Origin of the sequence: Hymenobacter sp. DG25B (assembly GCF_000801315.1) — a bacterium.
Taxonomy (GTDB): Bacteria; Bacteroidota; Bacteroidia; order Cytophagales; family Hymenobacteraceae; genus Hymenobacter.
In genome coordinates this window covers 2,473,143-2,492,698 of record NZ_CP010054.1, presented here as the reverse complement: position 1 = coordinate 2,492,698, position 19,556 = coordinate 2,473,143, and the positions used below count along the sequence as shown (strand labels likewise).

The window sequence follows — 19,556 nt, the reverse complement described above, 5'->3', positions numbered from 1 at the left end:
CTAACCAGCGGGCCTTTTGCTTTCGTGTAGATGGGTACTTACACCACCACGTTTACCATGCGGCCAGGTACTACAATTACCTTTTTGGCTTCTTTGCCCTCGGCGAAGCGGGCCAGGATATCCGTGGCGCGCACGGCGGCTTCAATTTCGGCGGGGGTGGCGGTGGCGGCAAACTGTAGCTGCTCGCGCACTTTGCCGTTGATGGCTATCGGGTAGGTAACCGTGTCTTCTACCAGATACTCTTCCCTGAACTCTGGGTAGGAGGCGGAGCTGATGCTGCCGGCCGCGTGGCCCAGCTTCTGCCACAGCTCCTCCGCCAGGTGGGGTGCGTAGGGCGAAATCAGTACCACCAGCGGCTCCAGCACGGCCCGCTTGTGCGAGTCCAGGGCCGTTAGCTCGTTCACCGTAATCATGAGGGCACTCACAGTGGTGTTGAAGCTGAACCGCTCAATGTCTTCCTCTACCTTCTTAATGGCCTTGTGCAGCGCTTTCAGCTCCTGCGGCGTAGCTGCCTCATCGGTAACCGCAAAGTCGCCATCCTGCGGGTGGTATAGGCGCCAGAGCTTCTTGAGGAAGCCGGAAACGCCGCTCATGCCGTTGGTATTCCAAGGCTTGAACTGCTCCAGCGGCCCCAGGAACATTTCGTACAGGCGCAACGCATCGGCCCCAAACTTCTCAATGAGAACATCGGGGCTCACCACATTGTACTTCGACTTCGACATCTTCTCCACCTCGACACCGCACACGTAGGTGCCGTTATCTTCGAGGATGAACTCAGCGTTGGAATACTCCTCGCGCCAGTTCTTGAAGGCTTCAATATCGAGTACATCGTTTTCTACAATGTTCACATCTACGTGCAGGGGTGTGAATGCCGGGTTGCCGAAGGTGACGCTAGCAAATGAAGCGTTCGTATCTACTGGGTTCATCAGACTCCGCATTATTTCCTTAAGTCTGCTCCGGACTTTGCCGGTTTTGTCATGCAGAGCTTCAAGTACGCCTACACCGCTGAGTTCTTCATAGATGCCTTTCGATACAAACACCACTGGACCATTCAGCTTCTGCATTTCATTTGTTTCGTCGGCTTGAGTGTAGATAATATTCAACCGATACACGAAGTTCGAGCGGCCCAAAATCATACCCTGGTTAATCAGCTTCTGGAAGGGCTCATCGGCTGTTACCAGGCCCAGATCTTTCAGGAACAGGTGCCAGAAGCGGGAGTAGAGCAAATGGCCCGTAGCATGCTCTGCACCACCGAGATATAAGTCTACGTTCTTCCAGTATTTCTCGGCTTCTTCGCCCACAAAACGGGTTTCGTTGGTGGGGTCCATGTAGCGCAGGTAGTACCAGGAGGAGCCGGCCCAGCCGGGCATGGTGCTCAGCTCGTACTCGTACTGACCTTTATATTTCCAGTCCTTGGCGCGGCCCAGGGGCGGCTCGCCGGTTTCGGTGGGCTTGTACTCGTCAATTTCCGGGAGCACCAGCGGCAGGTCGGCTTCAGCCACGCCGTAGGCTACACCGTCCTTGTAGTAAATCGGGATGGGCTCGCCCCAGTAGCGCTGGCGGCCGAAGATGGCGTCGCGGATACGGAAGTTGGTTTTGCCTTTGCCCTGGCCTTTCTCTTCCAGGTAGGCAATGAGCTTTTGGGTAGCCTCTTTGTAGCCGAGGCCGTTGATGATGCCCGAGTTGATGTAGTGGCCTTCCTTGGTGGGGTCGGCCTGCTCTTCCAGGTTCTGCTGCGCGTCGGTTACCTGAATAATGGGCAGGTTGAAGTGCCTGGCAAACACATAGTCGCGCTGGTCGCCGCTGGGTACGGCCATTACGGCGCCGGTGCCGTAGCCGGCCAGCACATAGTCGGCAATCCAGATCTGCACCGGCTCGCCGCTTACCGGGTTAATGGCGAAGCTGCCCGTGAAGGCGCCCGAAACGGTTTTAGTATCGGCCATCCGGTCGCGCTCCGAGCGGCGCTTGGTGGCGTTAATGTACTCCTCAATGTGCTCCTTCTGCTCAGGCGTGGTCAGCTCCGTTACCAGCTCGTGCTCGGGAGCCAGCACCAGGAAAGTGGCGCCGTAAATGGTGTCTACGCGGGTGGTGTATACCTTAATGTGGGCGCTGGGGTGGTCCTGCACCTCAAACGTCACTTCGGCGCCAATGCTTTTGCCAATCCAGTTGCGCTGCATTTCCTTCACGGCTTCGGGCCAGTCGATGAGGTCGAGGCCGCGCAGGAGGCGGTCGGCGTAGGCCGTGATGCGCAGGTTCCACTGGGGCATGAGGCGGCGCTCTACGGGGAAGCCGCCGCGCTCGGAAAGCCCGTCTTTTACTTCATCGTTGGAAAGCACCGTGCCCAAGCCCGGGCACCAGTTCACGTAGGTGTCCTGCTGGTAGGCCAGGCGGTAGGGGTGCACGGCCTGCAAACGCTGCTTTTCGCTGAACGACTGCCACTGGCCGGCTGTGAAGCTGTGCCGCTCCTCCTCATCCCCAGCCGCGCGGATTCCTTCGCTGCCATTGGCGGCAAACTTATCGAGCAGGGTTTTCAGCGGCTCGGCGCGGTCGGTGTCCAGGTTATACCAGCTATTGAACAGCTTGAGGAAAATCCACTGCGTCCACTTATAGTAGCTGGGGTCGGAGGTGCGCACTTCACGGCTCCAGTCGTAGCTGAAGCCCAGGGAGTTCAGCTGCCGAATGTAGGTTTCAATGTTCTGCTCCGTAGTAATGGCCGGGTGCTGCCCGGTCTGGATGGCGTACTGCTCGGCGGGCAGGCCGAAGGAGTCGAAACCCATGGGATGCAGCACGTTAAAGCCCTGCAGGCGCTTGTAGCGCGAAACAATATCCGAAGCAATGTAGCCCAGCGGGTGCCCCACGTGCAGCCCCGCCCCGGAGGGATACGGGAACATGTCCAGCACGTAAAACTTGGGCTTATCCGAGCTGTTTTCGGCTTTGAAAGTATTCTGCTCTTTCCAGTGGGCTTGCCACTTCTTCTCGATATCCTGGGGGTAGTAGCCGGGCATGGTAATCTGCTTCGTTGACAGGGGCGAAATTACGGAAAGAACCGCACCGCCTCATGTTCTGAAAATTCTTTGTGTAATACCAGGCTTACCAGGGAGTTGCCTTGTGCTCTACTGCTTTCGTGCTTAGAAGCTTAGGGCCATGGAGGAGGTCAGGCTGCCATAGGTATGCGTGGCAGCGCCCATAGCAGTTGGATCAAACAGGGCAGCTTTGCCGCGCCACACGCGGCCTTCCAGCCGCACCAGCAGCTGCGGGGTAGGTGCATAGCCGGTAGTAAGGGAGGCGGCAGCCACCTGAAACAAAGGAGAAGCTGCCAGGGGGCGGCTGGATTGAATAACCACGCCGTGCCGGGAATGATAGTATTCGGCCCGGGCAGTGGCTTGCCATTGAGCGGAGAGCTGAAAGCGGGCCAGGGCTGCGCCGGTATGCCAGGTGTCGGCCACCCGGTTGGGCGCTTCCTGCAAGCCCACATCAAACACCAGGGCTAGCTGCAGGCGCTTTGAGGTTTCATAAGTGACGTAAAAATCATGGAAGAAGCGCCGCCGACGTGCCGAGTCCTGGGGCTGCTCGTTGCCATAAAAAGTGCTGCTGTTGAGCAGGAGCCTGTCTGTTAGTTTCCACTGCAGCTGCGTGCCCAGGGCTTTGCCGCGGTTGTTGTCCCGCAGGTTTTGCCAGCCATTCAGCACCAGTCCGGTAAGCGTAAGCCGGGGCGTGGGGGTGTAAGTGAGGCGCACCCCGGCCTCATAATAGGGCGAGTTTTCCGCCATAACTGAGCGGGTCAGCGTCCAGTTATCTTTGCTGATGGCCGACTCGAACCCAATGTGCGAGGAGAAAATCCCCATATCCAGCCATATATTTTGGGTAGGCTGAAAGCCCGCATAGGCTTCGTACACATGCCGGAGCGGCTCCGGCTCGGCCGCATAATTCGCTTCTACATAGGTGCCGGCCTGCAGAGCCAGCGCCCCCCTTATGCTACCTTGCTGGTAGCGGATTCCCAGCAGGCCATTGTTGAGCGCAAATTCATTAGCCCGATTATGGGAGTACAGGAAAGCGGGGCGCTGTTGTCTTTTAGTAGGAAAATCGAAGCCGTAATACGCGTCTAAAAACCCATAAACCGTTACGGGACTGACTGCCGTGGAGTCGGTAGGAGGGGTTTGGGCCAGGCCAATCCGCGAAAAAAGAAGCGCAGATAGGATGAGTAGCGTGTGTTTCATCAATGGCCGGTCAGCGTACTGTAGGTGTTGGGGCGGATAAATAACGTTTGATTCTACCGTACGGCCGGGTTCAGTCCGTCCCAGGTTCCTTCCGTGCTCAGCACCCGAAACCGCGCAAACAGCTCCTCGCCGTACCATTTCTCCTGGCGCGTTAGCCGGATTACCTCTTTGTGCAGCTCGTTGCGGTAGGCAAACGTCTGCATGGCCTGCACCGACTCCCAGATACTGAACGTGGCCTGCCGCACCACCGGCAGCTCGCCCAGGCCAATAGAAGCCTGCACGCCCGGCGCCTTGTTGGCGGCGGCCAGACTGGGCGCTACGTAGCGCCAGAAGCGGGGCGTTTTTTGCCACCGGATAGAGGCCCGCGTAAGCACCGCTACCGGCCCCTCAGTGGGCAAAACCTCATCCGTGGGGTACGCAAAAGGGTTGCTGCCATCCCAGAGGCCGTGGGCCTGCAGTGGGGCCAGCCGCGCCGTCCATATTTCCTGGGTGCGGTTCCGGTATTCCTGCCACAACGGGTGCGTGTCAAAAAATGAATCAGCGGCCTGCGCTGATTCCCACACGGCCATAAAGCCGTAGCGGTTCAGGTTGGGCAAGAACTGATACTGCTCGGCCCCGCTGCCCAGCAGCTTCTGGAAACGCAGCCCCGGCACCTGCTGCAAAGGGCGTTGCGCGGTGCCCATCTGGGCCAATGCCCAGCGGGCATTGCCGGGGCGTAGGGTTATAATGGAGAGGGTGGTCAGTAGCACTGCTAAAACTAAAAGTTAGTCTCTGGTCTTAAAACAAGGATGGGGTAGTTGACTGATTGGCAGAGCTAGTCCAGAATTAAGAAACCAGACTTAAAGCTAGTTCCCCTCCTCAGTTGAGGAGGGATTAGGGGCGGTTGACCAATCGTTGAAAGAACAACTAGCTTTAGATTTCTAATTCTAGTCTTTCAACCACCCCTAGCCCCTCCTTAACTAAGGAGGGGAACTAGCACTTTAACTCTAGTCCTAAAACAACAAAAAAGGGCCGGAACTGCTTCCGGCCCTTTTCAGAAGTGCGCAGTTAACTTACTTAACCTTCACCTGGGCGTGCTGGTTTACGTCATCGTCCTTGCTGGGCTCGCCGGTAACTACGGCGCGGGCGTAGGCATAGGCCTGCGTGAGCAGGGAGCTGGGCGTATCCCAGTACTCGCCTTTGTCAATTTCCACCTTCAGGATCATGATCTGGGGGTCGTCTTTGCCTTTGGGGAACCAGGCGCGCATGGGCTCACTCCAGAGCTCGTCAATCTTGGCCTGGTCGCGGAAGGCGTTGGCGCGGCCCGAAACCGAGACGTACACGTTGCTGTCGGGGTTGGCGTAGCTCAGGTTTACCTGGCTGTCCTTTTTCACCTCGTATATCTTGGCGGAGTTTTTATCGGTCAGGAAGAGGAGAGAGCCGTCCGCATCGGGCTTCTGGGTAAACATGGGGCGGCTATGCAGGCAGTGCTGGTCGTCGGTGGTGGTGAGCATGGCAATGCGCACGTCCTTGATTTTTTCCAGCAGTTTCGAAAGGTCGTTGGTGACGGGTGTTTGGGCTGACATAAGCAGATGTGTAAGTTAGAATGGGGTATTAGGTGGTATAGGGAGTTCCTGAACTTACGGCCCGGCCCGCTGCCGGGTTTGCTGCCCACCTCCGTTCTACCCGAAACCCACTTACCTTGCACCCGTGAATTTCTTGGCTCATCTGCTGCTTTCCGGCCCTTCCTCGCACCCCAACTACTCTGATATTGTAGTAGGCAATTTTGCTGCGGAGGCAGTGCGGGGCCGCGCCGGCCTGCTGGCTTACCCCGAGGCCGTGCAGCGCGGCATTGTGCTGCACCGCGCCATCGATACCTTCACCGATAGCCACCCCATAGTGCGCCGCACCACCGCCCGCCTGCGCGAGGCCGGCCTGGGCAAATGGGCCGGGGTAGTGTCCGATATCGGATTCGACCACCTGCTGGCCCGCAACTTCTCGGAGTTTCATGACGATGCCGCCGAGCCGCTGCCTGCTTTCAGCCAGCGCATGTACACGCTGCTGCACGCCCGCCGTGAGGAGCTACCGGAGCGCCTGCAGCACATGCTCCAGTACATGCGCCGTGATGATTGGCTCACCGGCTACGCCCAGCCAGAGGGCTTACGCCGTGCGTTGTTGGGGTTGAGCCGCCGCGTGCCAGGTGCGGAGGTTCTGGCAACTGGAGCGGAAGCGTTTCTTGCGGAACTGCCCGCGTATGAGGCGGATTTTCGGGAATTTTGGCCGGAGCTAATTAGAGAGGTAAGTTTACCAGTGCATATGTAAAGTGTAGTGCATCTGAAGTTTCTTTCAAATCATGTTTTTTATACTCAAATCGATAAGCAATTGATAGATAAAAATAAGCGCTTAGCAATGTGGGCATGCCTTTCATGTATTTTACCTGCTTGGTTTAGTCAGTTTGCCCCCATTTTTCTTTTGGCTGCTTTGTTCAGCCTATTCATCTTCATTCGCTGCTTTTACTCGAACACTTTTAATATATCTACAGCTATTAAGATGTCTTTAACTTTTATAACTGTTCTTGGTGTCATTTCTAGTATCATCCTGACTTTTGAGTTGAGTAATTGAAGTTGCCTAAATGCAGGAGTAAGCTCTACTTCCTTTGATCAGGAATGAAACTTTAAACAAAAAACGGGGCCAAGTGGCCCCGTCTTCATTTCTAATAAAGCGCAAAAAGCCTAGTGGTGATGCCCACCTTCGCCGTGCACGTGGCCGTGTTCTAATTCTTCCTGCGAAGCTTCGCGCACGTCAGCTACTTTGCCGTCGAAGTGCATCATCATGCCGGCCAGGGGGTGGTTGAAGTCCATCTTAACGTTTTCTTCGCCGATGTCCACGATTTTGCCCTGCATGTGGTGGCCCTGGTTGTCGGCCATGGGTAGGAAGTTGCCTACCTGCAGCATTTCCTCGTCAATCTTACCGTCGATTTCGAATACGTTTTTCGGGATGTCCACTACGGCCTGCTGGTCGTAGTCGCCGTAGGCCTGCTCCGGGGTGAGGGAGAAGCTGAACGCGTCGCCGGGCTGCTTGCCGTTGAGTTGGCGCTCAAACTCATCGGGCAGGCCGCTCATGCCAAACAGGAACACCATGGGAGCATCAGCCTCCGCCGACTCCACGAGTACTTTTTCCTGGTTTTCGTCGGTTACGCTGAGGTCATAAGTGATAGTGACTACTTTGTTTTCGCTGATGTTCGCCATACGTCGGGGAGGACGGGTGTGTCCGGGGGTTGGGTTGGAAAATGTGTTTGGAACGGCTAATTACGGAAATGGGGCGGAATTGTCGGTACAATGCCCGGCCCATCCCGCCGGGCCGCGCACGGGCCGCGGCCGGTAAAATTTTGGTATTCCTTAACGCAGCCGCAGCCAAATCGTTAAGCCTAACGGCCATCTTTCTTTCGGGCCAATCCTCCTTTTTGCTGCCTTCGAACCCATGAAAACTGCCTTTTCTACCTTGCTGGTGAGTGGTGCGCTGCTGGCCGGCTGCCAGTCCAACACCACCACGTCGGAAACCACGACTACGGCCACCGCGCCCGCTGATACTGCCTCGGTGCCCGCGTCCACCGCCCCGGATACCACCGCCAACATAGGCAGCCCCCAGCTGCTGCACACCCTGGACGAGGCCCACAACACGCCCGATGGACTGGCCCTGGCGCCCAACGGCCGCCTCATCCTCTCCGTGCCTAACCTGGCCGATAATACCAAGCCCGCCGTGCTGATGGAAATGACCGATACCGGCATTAAAGATTGGCTGACTAACCTGCCCGTGGAGCCCACCACCCAAAAAGCCGCGCCCATGGACCTGGCCTTCGGGCCCGATGGCAACCTCTACTACGCCGAAAACCAGTATGAAAATAGCAAGGATTTTAAATCCCGCCTGATGCGCGTGCGCATGCAGAACGGCAAGCCCGGCAAGGTGGAAACCGTCGTCGATAACTTCGCCCTGGCCAACGCGGTGGTGTGGAAGGGCAATACTATTTATGTGACCGACAGCCAGTGGGACATGCCCAATGATGATAAAGGCAGCGCCGTACTTCGCTTCACACTGGCCGAGCTAAACAAAGGCCCCGTGCATCTCAAGCCCAAAACCATGGACCCGCACGTGCTGGCTTATTTTACCACCCAGGTAAATGAAACCGGCGTAGACAACGGCGCCGATGGCCTGGACTACGACAGCAAAGGCAACTTCTACACCGGCTCCTTCGGCGACGGTACGCTGTACAAGCTTACGCTGAAGTCCGATGGCAGCCTCGCCAAAAAAGAAGCCCTGCAGCTGCAAGGCAAGAAAATTCCCTGCGTCGATGGCCTCATCATTGACCGCGCCACCGATAAGCTCTACCTCTGCAACTCCCGCCAGAACGCCATTGAAGTAGTAAACCTGAAGGATAATACCGTGACCACCCTGGCCCAAAACGGCGACACCGATGGCCGCAACGGCCTGCTGGACCAACCCGCCGAAGTGCTGCTAAAAGGCAGCCGCCTCTACATCTCCAACTTCGATAAGCCCGAAAAGAACTTCGTGAACACGAAATCCGACGCCCCACATACCATGTCGGTGATTGATGTAAAGTAGTGCGGCTGACTGCACAATAAAAGCCCGTCATGTCGAGCGAAGCCGAGACATCTCGCGTGCTGAGGTTGGGATAGTACTCCAACTATTCACCACACTAGCGAGATGTCTCGGCTTCGCTCGACATGACGGGCTGATTATTTTAAGATTTTCTTTATTGCATCTCCCAGGCGGTGCGGTAAGCCCCTATTTTTTCAGTGTAATCCAGAAAAGCCTTGTAGAAAGGGTGCGAGCCGAGCGTTGAGGAGTCGCCGACGATGAGCAGCTTGCGGCGCGCGCGGGTCATGCCCACGTTCATGCGGCGCACATCGGAGAGGAAGCCTATTTCGCCCTGCGGGTTGCTGCGCGTGAGGCTGATGGCAATGATGTCGCGCTCCTGGCCCTGGAACGAGTCCACCGTGCCAATGCTGAGCATGCGGTGCTCCATAAGGCCGGTTAGCTCGTCGTTTTCTTCCACGGCATCCTTTAAATAGTTAATCTGAGCGCGGTAGGGGGCAATTACGCCGATGGTGAGTAGGTCTTCGGTGTGGTCGGCCTGGTCGTAGGGTTCCAGCAATTGGGCCAGGCGCTTGAGCAGCAGGTCGGCTTCCTCGGGGTTGGCAATGGAACGGCTTTCATCCAGGCCCAACTCCTGAAAGCCGAAGCCGGCCGTGTCCAGAAACTCCACGGCCGTGTCGGGGGCAAAGCGAATATCGTAGTCGGGTAGGTCGGCGTGGGCCACGGTGGGGGCGGCAATCAGCTTGCCGTGGTAGAACTGCTCCGAGCTGAACGCCATAATCTGCTCGTGCATGCGGTACTGCACCTGCAGCATGCGGGCTGTGTGGGGCTGGCGCTTAATGCACTTCTCAAACAGCGTTTCGCGCAGGCCTTCACTGGCGGCTTTTTCGCTTTTTACCGTGGGTGGCAGCTGCTGGTGGTCGCCGGCCAGCACCACGCGGTTGGCTTTGGTGATAGGAATCCAGCAGCCGGGCTCCAGGGCCTGGGCGGCTTCATCAATGAAAACGGTTTCGTAGGTGAGGTGGCGAATGGCGCGGTTGCCGGCCCCCACCAGCGTGCAGGTTATCACCTGCACCTGCTCCAGCAAATCCTCCGTGATGTAGCGCTCCAGCTGGTCAGATTCCTGCAGCATTTGGTGGGCCTGCTCTTTCAGCAGGCGGCGCTGCTCGCGCTCCTCCCAGCCAAAGTGGCGCTTGAATTTGCCTGCGGCTTCGCGGTACTGCTCGGCCGTCTGGCGCATGCTTTTCAGCTCCGGGTAGCTCTTGTGCGCCATAATCTGGGCATCCAGGGTATGCTGCAGAAGCAGATCAGACACGCGCGAGGGGTTACCCATACGAATGACGTTCACGCCGCGCTCGGCCAGCTTTTCCGTGAGCAGATCCACGGCCGTGTTGCTGGGGGCGCACACCAGTACCCGCCGCTCGCGCCGGATGGTTTCCAGAATGGCCTGCACCAGCGTGGTAGTTTTGCCGGTGCCGGGCGGGCCGTGAATAATGGCTACATCCTGGGCCGCCAGCACGTGGCGCACGGCCGCCAGCTGCGACTCATTTAAAGGACTAGGGTAGTAGAGCTGGGCTTCGGTTTCTGATTTGTAGCGGGCGGGTTTAGCCCCCAGCAGAATGTCGCGCAGCTCCGCCAGGCGGCTGTCGTAGGCGCCCATCACCTTGCCCAGGGCGTATTCCATCTCGCGGTAGCTCACCTCATCAAAGGTGAGGTCTACGCCCAGCTTGCCTTCATCTACCCAGTCGGGGAGGTCTTCCTTGTTGGTGGCCAGCAGGATTTTATTGCGCTTCACGGCCGTGATAACGCCGCTGAGCGTGGGGCGGTCGGAGCCGGAGCGGCCGGGCACGTTGCCGAACAGCGCGGCATTTTTGCCCACCTGAAACAGGTGCAGCCCGCCCTGGCCGGCGGGGCGCTCCAACTCCAGCACCAGCTTGCCCCCGAAGCCAATATCTTCCTTGGTAATATTTACGGGGTACCAGGTGAGGCCGCGCCGCTGACGCTCCGCAATGGTAGACTGGGCGCTTTTAATCTTGAATTGCTCCAGGTCCTCTTTTTGCTCCAGCTGCATGAGGGCCTGCACCTTGCGCAGCTCTTTTTCCAGCGCGTAGGGGTCGGTATACGTAGGTTGTTCAGTCAACAGTACAAGGGTATTGGGGATTCGTTGATAACAACGAAAATGGCCTTTTGGTGGCCGAAGGTCGGGAGGAAAAAAAGATAATTCACTTCAGCGCTAAAAGCAGGGAAAGCCGCGAAGCAGTAGGCAAATAGACCAAAGCATACAGGTCAGTTCTTTAATCTGCAACGCCAGAGCATAGATTTGCGTCTCAACAGCATTCCATATCCTAACGCTTTATGCCCTATCAACCCAACCCTAGCCGCTATTCTTCCATGATTTACCGCCGCTGCGGCCGCAGCGGCCTGAAACTGCCGGCCGTGTCCCTGGGGCTGTGGCACAACTTCGGCGACGTGGACGTGCTCAGTAATTTCCGCGCCATTCTGCACCGGGCATTCGATAGCGGCGTCACGCACTTTGATCTGGCCAACAACTATGGCCCGCCTCCCGGCTCGGCCGAAACCAACTTCGGGCGCATTCTGAAAGAAGACTTTCGCGGCTACCGCGACGAGCTGATTATCTCCACCAAAGCCGGCTACCACATGTGGGAAGGGCCCTACGGCGAATGGGGTTCCCGCAAATACCTCATTTCCAGCCTCGACCAGAGCCTCAAGCGCATGAAGCTGGAATACGTGGACATCTTCTATTCCCACCGCCCCGACCCCGAAACGCCCCTGGAAGAAACCATGCGCGCCCTGGACCACGTGGTGCGCCAGGGCAAGGCGCTGTACGTGGGTATTTCCAACTATCAAACGGAAGAAGCCGCCGAGGCCATCCGGCTGCTGCAGGAAATGGGCACGCCCTGCCTCATCCATCAGCCCAAATACTCCATGTTTGAGCGGTGGGTGGAAGGCAGCCTGCTGGATTTGCTGGGCGAAGCCGGCGTGGGCTGCATTCCCTTTTCGCCGCTGGCCCAGGGCCTGCTCACCAATAAATACCTGCATGGCATTCCCGAGGATTCCCGGGTGGCGAAAGGAGTAGGCTTCCTCACCGAAACCCAACTTACGACGGAGCGCCTGGCGCAGGTGCAGCAGCTGAACAGCCTGGCCCAGAAGCGCGGCCAAAGCCTGGCTCAAATGGCCCTTTCCTGGATTCTGCGGGATGAGCGGGTAACTTCCGTCCTCATCGGCGCCAGCAAACCTGATCAGCTTTCCGATTCTCTGCGCTGCCTGGATAACCTGCAGTTCAGCGCGGATGAACTGAATCAGATAGAAGAGATTTTGCAGGAGAAATAAATCCAATTAGCCCGTCATGCTGAGCTTGTCGAAGCATCTCTACCGCTTCGTTGGGTTACTTCCACAACGTCAGCGGTAGAGATGCTTCGACAAGCTCAGCATGACGTTCTTAATGTTTTCTACTCGAAAAAGTCGCTGGGGTCGGTCTGGCTGAAATACTTGTTTAGCTTGCCCAGATCCGCGAAAATGGGGACGATGAGCTGCATAAACCGGCGCACCGCGTCCTCGGAATCAGCATAAAAGAGGAGAGTAGCGGGCGTGGAGAAACCCTGAATCTGGTCCAGCAGGACGGGGGCTTCTTCTTCCAAAATAGTGGTGATATGCTCTTCCCAGGATAAGCCGCCGCCCCCGAAACCATACTTCTCAAACAGGTAGAAATACCCCTCCAGCGCCGGGTCCGATTCCACGTTGGCCGTGATGCCGAAGAGGGCATTCTCCACGCGCAGGTGTTCGGGAATGGCGTAAACCTTAAAAGGAAAGATATTTTCCATAAGAAACGGAGGCCGCGAGTATCGGCGAAGCTGTCTAATAATTTAAAAAATGTCATCCTGAGCTTTGCGAAGGACCTTCTCACGTCAGCACGACTCGTTGTGACGACTTGTTCAGCCGTGAGAAGGTCCTTCGCAAAGCTCAGGATGACAAACGACAAAGGTGGCGAAGCACGCGTTACGGAACCACTTCAGCTTCCAAACTCCTCCCCACAATTCTGGCACCGGTACAGCGTAGTGCCGGCGTAAAAAACACGTTTCCACCACGCGGGCCGGGGCACGGGCAGCGTCTCAGGAGAGCCGCAACGGGGGCAGCGGAGCACGGCGGGCAGAATGCGCTGGCGGGCGAATTCTTCCACTACGGGCTGGGCGGCGGGCTGGTCGGTTTCCTCAATCAGCAGCTGAAAATAAAGGCCGTCGCCGAAGGGGAGGGTGGCGGGGCCGTAGTTTTTAACCAGCGCCACCACCTCGGCCTCATCCAGCAGCCGGTTATAGAGGCTAACGGCCTCGGCATAGGTCAGATACTCGGCTACGGCTACCAGCATAGCGCAAGTTAGCGCCGCTTGCGGGAAGGAACGGCAGCCAGCTGCTGGCGCAACCGGAAAACATACACCAGCAGGGCTACGCTGAGCAAGGCCAGCCCAACGGCAATCATTTCGCGGGAGGTGCGGGCCTCTTCGGCCTCTTTAGCGGCGGTTTGGGCTTCCTGCAGCTTTTTCTCTCGCTGTTTTTCGCGCTGCTCCAGGTTCTGAATCTGGTTTTGCAGGTCGTAGAAGCGCTGGCGCACGCTGCTTTGGTCGGTGGTGGCCACGGTAACCTGCTGCTTGGCCTGCTGATTTTCGGCTACCACGGCGGCCGTCTGGCGCAGGGTGCTGGCCTGCACGGCCCGCACTACCTCGGTGTCTTTACGGATAATGCCTTTGAGGGCATCCACTACTTCCTGCAGGTCTTTTTTGCTGGGCTTGTTGCCGAAGAGGCTGTTGCGCTGGGCATTGGCTTCTTCATACTGGCGCACCAGGGTTTCGCGCTCCTTAATCAGGCGGGAAACTTCGTTCTCCGGGGCCGGGGAGGTGGTTTGGGCCAGAGCAGCCTGACAGGATAGTGCGAAAAGGAGAGGGAGCAAGCGTTTCGTCATAGAGCAAAGTAACGACGAAGTGAGCCGTGTAGTTTATGAGACGGGAATTGTAGCGCGAAGCTCCGGCTTCGCGTACGAGCGGAGCGAGTCGCCGGAACCGCGCCGTTTGCGCTAACGCATGGAAACTCGCTCTGCTCGTGCGCGAAGCCGGAGCTTCGCGCTACTATGGCTTACGTCAGTTTTGTAGATGTCTTGCGCTCTGGCTTGATGCGCCACCTGCTCTCCAGAACGTTCTTTTTTCTGCATTTCACCCCATACTACCCGCCAAGCACCGGCACGGGCTGGCGGATTTCCTTGGGCTTGTGGCGGTAGAAATACAGAATCAGAATGGGTAACAAGGTCAGCTCGGCTACCACCCCAAACAGCAGCGTGAGGCTAATGAGTAGGCCCACATAGAAAGTGCCATCGAAAGAAGAGAAAATGAGCGTGGAGAAGCCACCTACCAGGATGAGAGAAGTAACGATAACGGCTTTGCCCGCCATGAGGTAGGTTTTACGGACGGCTTTAAACAGGCTTTTCTCCTTCAGCAATACCAGCTTAAGCTTGCTGATGAAGTGAATAGTATCATCCACAGCAATACCGAAAGCAATAGTGAAGATGATGCTGGTACTCACCTTCATGTTCACGCCAGCCAGGCCCATGACGCCGGCCACAATGAGAATGGGTACCAGGTTGGGGATGAGTACCACCAGCGTCATGCGCAGGCTGCGGAACAGCGCCAGCACAATCAGCGTGACCATCACAATATCGATGGTCATGCCGGTAATCATGTTGAGCGTCAGGTTTTCGTTGTTTTTGTCGATGAGATTGGCCGAGCCGGTGAGGCGGGTTTGCAGCACGGTGCTGTCTACCTGGGTGCGCAGGAAGCGGCGCAGGTCGGCGTTCAGGGCATCGGCTTTTATGCTGCCCACATCGGGCATGCGGCCGGTGAGGCGGCCTTCGGTGCCATCGGGGAGGGCCAGAGCCCGGAACTCCGGCTTCTTGCGGAAGAGCTTCACCTTGCGCACCAGCCGCTGCAGCTCCGCCTCCGAATCGGGCAAGCGGTATTCCGGCAGCTGGCCACCGTTCAGAGCCTTGCGCACTGACTTAATGATGGTAACCGGGGAGGCCACGAAATTGAGCCCGTAGTGGCGCTGCAGGTAGTTTTCTATTTTCTCCGTCTGCCGCAAAACGGCCAGATCATAGATGCTGCCCCCGGCGGCGGGCTTCAGATCCAGCTCAAACGGCCGCACGCCGGCAAACTGCTTTTCAAAAAACACGAAATCCAGCTTCACCGGGTCGTTCTGGGACAAATCGTCCAGCAGCGCCGAGTTGATGCGGATGCGGGAGGCCGGCGCTACCGACCCCAGCAATATCAGGGCGCTGATGGCTACCACCCAATGGCGGCGGGCCAGCACCGTGCGGAACAGGCGGCCCAGCACCCCGTCCCAGCTGTGGCCTTCCTGGCGCGGTATGCGCAGCTGGGGCTTGCGCAGCAGCACCAGCATGGCGGGTAGCAGCGTAAAGCTCAGCACAAACGTGAGCAGCACGGAAATACCCGTAAACAGCCCGAAGTTGTAAATGGGCCGGATGGTGCTGGTCATCAGCGTGAAAAAACCAATGCTGGTAGTCAGGGCCGAAAGCCCGGAGCCAAACCCCGATTCCTTGAGGGCAATGAACAGGGAGTCCCGCTTGCTGGCCCCGTAGCCCAGCTCCGTGACATAGCGCGTAATGATGTGAATGGTATCCGACATGCCCACCACAAACAGCATCACCGGCAGCAGGGCCGTCATCAGGTCAATGCTTATGCCGCAGGCACTCATCAGCCCCAGGCCCCAGAGAATAGCGCCCAACACCACCACCAGCGGCAGCACCACGCCCCACCACGTGCGGAAGGTAAGCCAGAGCAACCCCGTCACCAGCAGCACGGAAAGGCTCATAAACACCATAAGCTCGTTCTGCAGCCGGTCCACAAACACCGACTGCGCCACCATTTTGCCGGCCAGGTGCACCTGGCTATCGGCAAAGCCCTGGCGCTGCAGCTCCCAGCGCACGGCGGCCAGCAGGGAGTCGCCGGGCGGCTTGCTGAGGTTGGGCGAGGTCTGGAACAGGATGGTAAGGGCCCGCGCATCCCGGGAAATCAGGTTGCCCACAATGCCCGGGGTTTGATAGAGCAGGGTGGAATCCTGAGCGCGACGGCTGGGCTCTTGGGGGTGCAGGTACGGAATGTTGAACACGCCCAGGCCTTCTACCACGGGGTTGGTGAGCGTGGTGGGCGAGGAAACGTGCGTCACGTGCCGCCGGGCCTGAATAAAGCGCGTCAGCGTATCGACTTTGGTGAGGAAGCGGGCGTCAAAAACGGTTTGGCCAGCGGGCGCCTCCAGGCCCAGCAGCACGTAGTCGTTATCGTTGCCGAAACGCTCGGAATACTTCAGGTAGTAGTCCAGGTCGGGGTCACCGGCGGGGTAGAAGTCGTTGAAATTATAGTTGAAGCGCAGCTGGGCCACAAAGAACACCGCCAGGGCAGTGAGCAGGGCCAGGGCCAGCAGGGTAAGATGAGCGAGTTTGCGAAGCGGCATAAGCAGAAGCCCGATCCGGAGAAAAGCATAGCCTGTTTGCCCCGCTTTTCTTACCTTAGAGTCGGCGGGAAGCCAACCCCCGTTTTACCGCTTTTGTTTCCATTTCCTTCAGCTTCTTCGATATGAAAAACGTTCTGTTAGCCCTCGCCCTGTTCGCCTACGTTGGTACTGCCTCCGCTACGGAAGGCGAGAAAGGCGCCAAGAAAACCAAGAAAGCCTGCACTACCGAAATGCAAGCCAAGTGCAGCAAGGAAATGGCGGCTTCCGGTGCTTCCTGCTGCGTGAAGAAAGGTGCTAAAACCACTACTGCTTCGGTGAAGCCCGCTCCAGCGGCTAAGCCGGTGACGAAGTCGCTGTAAATTGACTTTAATATTTTACATAAAGAGCCGCCTCATTTAAAGGCGGCTCTTTATGTTTGTAGAATTCTTAATCCCAAACGAATTATGATTACACGTTTTACTTTAATACTAAGTTTACTACTCTTATTTAGTTCATCCATTTCGGCACAGGAAACTCAGTGGCAGAAGGTTGATTTAGGTGATTCAGTTACCGTAGACTTTCCCGGGCAAGCAACTATGCTTGAAGTGCAGGGCCAGAAAGCTTATCGGCTTATTGATGGGGAGACCATCTATCTGGCAGTAGTTCAACAAAATTCATATAAAGTTAATCCTTCCTCAGCGGAACTGGATGAATTCTACAACGGAGTTATAAAAGGCATTCTAGATGTAGTGGAGAACGGTAAGGTTATTAGTAAACGCCCGTTTACAATAGCAGGGTACGATGGATTAGATCTTCAAATCTCCACTCCTGATCGTGCCGATTTACCTGCAGTCAAGTTTATGCGGATACTACAGATAAATGGGAATGGCTATACATTACACTATTATACAAGTGAAGCAGGAGAAAAAGCCGAAGATTCAAAGGCAAACCGAACAAAATTCTTTGCTTCCCTTCAGCCTGCTACAAACAAGGAAAGTAATTCGAGTCTTGAATCTGCGAAGGAGTCGTCGGCTTATAAATTGGGGCATATAATGGGTAAAGTCTTCTTTTATGGCTTGCTAATAGCAGGTGGCTTTTTTATAGTGCGTCGATTCAGAAGAGCTTGATATTTATGGTAGTAGTTTATTACCCATGAAAGCAATATTGCTCGCTGCAATAATCTGTCTATTCAGCTTCTCCCTCAGCGCCCAAAGCAAACCAGTGGTCGGCACCAAAGCCCCGGCTTTTACCCTTCCTGATATACAGGGCCGCCCCACTACTCTGAAATCTTACGCTGGAAAGTACGTGCTGCTGGATTTCTGGGGTCATTGGTGTAATCCCTGCATCAGATCATTTCCCGCTCTGAAAGCCCTGCATCTGGAATACCCTAGGCTGGCGCTGGTAGGCATTGCGGCCGAACATGCTCAGGACAAAGCGTTGTGGATACAGGCCATCAGAGGCAATGGCGTCAACTGGACGCAGCTATGCAATCTGGATGGTGATGAGGGCCAGGTGATGAAGGACTATAGCATCATGGGATTTCCCACCTATGTGCTGCTGGACCGGCAGGGAAATATTCTGGAGCGTACTTATGACCTCGCCCAGATACAACTAAAACTGGCCGCTTTAAAGGATTTATAATGCTGAGCGTTGGATGGAAGGGCGACAAGTTTTCTGGAGGTGCTCAACTGAAAATGAGGCATCGGCCCGCCGCGTTTTTCTATACTTTTGACTTTCCATCCGGCTGACTAGCTCTCCGACTTACGCTCACCTTCCCCCATGCGCCAGTACCAAGCCCTCCTTCAGCACATCCTCGACCACGGCACCCAGAAAACCGACCGTACCGGCACCGGCACGCTCTCCGTGTTTGGCTACCAGATGCGCTTTAACCTGCAGGAAGGCTTCCCCCTGGTCACCACCAAAAAGGTGCACCTCAAAAGCATTATCCACGAGCTGCTGTGGTTTTTGCGCGGCGATACCAACAACAACTCCCTGGAAGAAGTAGGGGTGAGCATCTGGCGGGAGTGGGCCAATGCCGACGGCAGCCTGGGCCCCATCTACGGCAAGCAATGGCGCAGCTGGGAGGCCCCCGATGGCCAGAGCATCGACCAGATTGCGCAGATGGTGCACCTGCTCCACACCCAGCCCGACTCGCGCCGCATGGTAGTATCGGCCTGGAACGTGGCCGAGCTGCCGCTCATGCGCCTCACGCCCTGCCACGCCTTATTCCAATTTTACGTGGCCGATGGCAAGCTGTCCTGCCAGCTTTACCAGCGCTCCGCCGATGTATTCCTGGGCGTGCCCTTCAATATTGCCAGCTACGCCCTGCTCACGCTCATGATGGCGCAGGTAACCGGCCTGGAGCCCGGCGAATTTATCTGGACCGGCGGCGACACCCACCTCTACAGCAATCACCTGGAGCAGGCCCGTCTGCAGCTCACCCGCGAGCCGCGCCCCTTACCACAAATGCGCCTCAACCCGGACATAACCGATATTTTCGGGTTCCAATACGAGGATTTTCAGCTGGAAAACTACAACCCGCATCCCGCTATAAAAGCGCCGGTAGCGGTGTAGTGTGGGAAATATAGGGAGGGTATTATATAGTAGCGCAAATAAGCTAATTTCGCCGCGTGCGCATCCTCGTAAAGTACAGTTCCGTAGAACGGGCATTGCAGTACAATTGCCCCTGGAACATGATTACCCGTACGCCCGTTTTGGCTCCTGAATTATCCCGTAAACACCGCACCTGGATTGCGCTGTATGATCTGGAAGCGGCCCTTCTGCCCCGCCAGGAAATTCTCCAGCGTAACGAAGTAACCGAAGAGGACCTCCAGCTTTTTGAGGAGAGCTGGCAGTGGATGCGCACCCGCCGCAGCCTCACCCCGCTGGTTTCCAGCAACTAATCCAAGCTAAAAACAATTTTTAAAGCCTAGTTCCCCTCCTTAGCTAAGGCGGGGCTAGGGGTGGTTGATAATCGTTGTTTCCCAAGCCCGTCCTGTCGAGCGGAGTCGAGACATCTCGCCTGCTGATGTTGTTGGGCAAAGAACATCATTTCCACAGCCCGTCATGCTGAGCGCAGTCGAAGCATCTCGCGTGCTGATGTTGCCAAACTAATTACCACACTAGCGAGATGTCTCGACTCCGCTCGACAGGATCATCAAATGAAGAAAACGTCCTGACGCATGGTCAACCACCCCTAACCCCGCCTTAGCTAAGGAGGGGAACTAGGAAGTGT

The 19,556-nt window shown here is 56.7% G+C and carries 18 protein-coding genes; 8 read left to right on the top strand and 10 right to left on the bottom strand.

What is annotated here, in order from left to right; genetic code table 11:
• Positions 1 to 38: 38 nt before the first annotated feature.
• The 4 genes from PK28_RS20140 to PK28_RS10615 form a co-directional block, all read right to left on the bottom strand.
• Entirely contained in the window at positions 39 to 3,005 is a 2,967-nt protein-coding gene (locus PK28_RS20140; protein WP_044513695.1) for a leucine--tRNA ligase, read from the bottom strand.
• A 123-nt stretch (positions 3,006 to 3,128) separates the two neighbouring features.
• Positions 3,129 to 4,217, bottom strand: a complete 1,089-nt coding sequence (locus PK28_RS10625; RefSeq protein WP_044513694.1) for a porin — start codon at positions 4,215 to 4,217, stop codon at positions 3,129 to 3,131.
• Positions 4,218 to 4,270: 53 nt separating this feature from the next.
• Positions 4,271 to 4,966, bottom strand: coding sequence for a hypothetical protein (locus PK28_RS10620; RefSeq protein WP_048825883.1), 696 nt, complete (start codon positions 4,964 to 4,966; stop codon positions 4,271 to 4,273).
• A 303-nt stretch (positions 4,967 to 5,269) separates the two neighbouring features.
• The gene (locus PK28_RS10615; RefSeq protein ID WP_044513693.1) at positions 5,270 to 5,782 is read right to left on the bottom strand and encodes a pyridoxamine 5'-phosphate oxidase family protein; all 513 of its coding nucleotides are present in this window, start codon (positions 5,780 to 5,782) and stop codon (positions 5,270 to 5,272) included.
• 124 nt (positions 5,783 to 5,906) lie between these two features.
• Between PK28_RS10615 and PK28_RS10610 the strand changes: the two genes are divergently transcribed.
• Positions 5,907 to 6,518: an acyl carrier protein phosphodiesterase gene (locus tag PK28_RS10610; RefSeq protein ID WP_044513692.1), complete on the top strand. Its 612-nt coding sequence runs from the start codon at positions 5,907 to 5,909 to the stop codon at positions 6,516 to 6,518.
• Between the two features lie 410 nt (positions 6,519 to 6,928).
• Here the strand turns inward: PK28_RS10610 and PK28_RS10605 are convergent, their stop codons facing one another.
• The gene (locus PK28_RS10605) at positions 6,929 to 7,444 is read right to left on the bottom strand and encodes an FKBP-type peptidyl-prolyl cis-trans isomerase (protein ID WP_044513691.1); all 516 of its coding nucleotides are present in this window, start codon (positions 7,442 to 7,444) and stop codon (positions 6,929 to 6,931) included.
• A 232-nt stretch (positions 7,445 to 7,676) separates the two neighbouring features.
• Here PK28_RS10605 and PK28_RS10600 point away from each other — a divergent pair, with 232 nt between their 5' ends.
• Positions 7,677 to 8,816, top strand: a complete 1,140-nt coding sequence (locus PK28_RS10600; RefSeq protein ID WP_044513690.1) for an SMP-30/gluconolactonase/LRE family protein — start codon at positions 7,677 to 7,679, stop codon at positions 8,814 to 8,816.
• Positions 8,817 to 8,967: 151 nt separating this feature from the next.
• Here the strand turns inward: PK28_RS10600 and PK28_RS10595 are convergent, their stop codons facing one another.
• The gene (locus PK28_RS10595) at positions 8,968 to 10,950 is read right to left on the bottom strand and encodes an AAA domain-containing protein (protein ID WP_048825881.1); all 1,983 of its coding nucleotides are present in this window, start codon (positions 10,948 to 10,950) and stop codon (positions 8,968 to 8,970) included.
• 215 nt (positions 10,951 to 11,165) lie between these two features.
• On the opposite strand from PK28_RS10595, the gene mgrA reads away from it, so the two are divergent.
• Positions 11,166 to 12,161, top strand: a complete 996-nt coding sequence (mgrA, locus tag PK28_RS10590; RefSeq protein WP_044513689.1) for an L-glyceraldehyde 3-phosphate reductase — start codon at positions 11,166 to 11,168, stop codon at positions 12,159 to 12,161.
• 119 nt (positions 12,162 to 12,280) lie between these two features.
• Here mgrA and PK28_RS10585 read toward each other — a convergent pair whose 3' ends face one another.
• The 4 genes from PK28_RS10585 to PK28_RS10570 form a co-directional block, all read right to left on the bottom strand.
• Positions 12,281 to 12,652 carry a hypothetical protein gene (locus PK28_RS10585; RefSeq protein ID WP_044513688.1) on the bottom strand — a complete coding sequence of 124 codons (372 nt, stop codon included), beginning with the start codon at positions 12,650 to 12,652 and terminating at the stop codon, positions 12,281 to 12,283.
• Between the two features lie 188 nt (positions 12,653 to 12,840).
• Entirely contained in the window at positions 12,841 to 13,194 is a 354-nt protein-coding gene (locus PK28_RS10580) for a hypothetical protein (protein WP_044513687.1), read from the bottom strand.
• An 8-nt stretch (positions 13,195 to 13,202) separates the two neighbouring features.
• Positions 13,203 to 13,784, bottom strand: a complete 582-nt coding sequence (locus PK28_RS10575) for a hypothetical protein (RefSeq protein ID WP_044513686.1) — start codon at positions 13,782 to 13,784, stop codon at positions 13,203 to 13,205.
• Positions 13,785 to 14,041: 257 nt separating this feature from the next.
• Positions 14,042 to 16,342: an efflux RND transporter permease subunit gene (locus PK28_RS10570; RefSeq protein ID WP_044513685.1), complete on the bottom strand. Its 2,301-nt coding sequence runs from the start codon at positions 16,340 to 16,342 to the stop codon at positions 14,042 to 14,044.
• 122 nt (positions 16,343 to 16,464) lie between these two features.
• On the opposite strand from PK28_RS10570, the gene PK28_RS10565 reads away from it, so the two are divergent.
• From PK28_RS10565 to PK28_RS10545, 5 genes are all read left to right on the top strand, one after another.
• On the top strand, positions 16,465 to 16,701 hold the full coding sequence (locus PK28_RS10565; RefSeq protein ID WP_044513684.1) for a hypothetical protein: 237 nt from the start codon (positions 16,465 to 16,467) through the stop codon (positions 16,699 to 16,701).
• An 84-nt stretch (positions 16,702 to 16,785) separates the two neighbouring features.
• Positions 16,786 to 17,448 (top strand): hypothetical protein, encoded by a 663-nt coding sequence (locus PK28_RS10560; RefSeq protein ID WP_044513683.1) that lies wholly within the window; start codon positions 16,786 to 16,788, stop codon positions 17,446 to 17,448.
• Between the two features lie 25 nt (positions 17,449 to 17,473).
• On the top strand, positions 17,474 to 17,962 hold the full coding sequence (locus PK28_RS10555; protein ID WP_044513682.1) for a TlpA family protein disulfide reductase: 489 nt from the start codon (positions 17,474 to 17,476) through the stop codon (positions 17,960 to 17,962).
• A 138-nt stretch (positions 17,963 to 18,100) separates the two neighbouring features.
• Positions 18,101 to 18,895 carry a thymidylate synthase gene (locus PK28_RS10550; RefSeq protein ID WP_044513681.1) on the top strand — a complete coding sequence of 265 codons (795 nt, stop codon included), beginning with the start codon at positions 18,101 to 18,103 and terminating at the stop codon, positions 18,893 to 18,895.
• A 56-nt stretch (positions 18,896 to 18,951) separates the two neighbouring features.
• Entirely contained in the window at positions 18,952 to 19,224 is a 273-nt protein-coding gene (locus tag PK28_RS10545; protein ID WP_156126346.1) for a hypothetical protein, read from the top strand.
• The last annotated feature ends 332 nt before the right edge of the window (positions 19,225 to 19,556 follow it).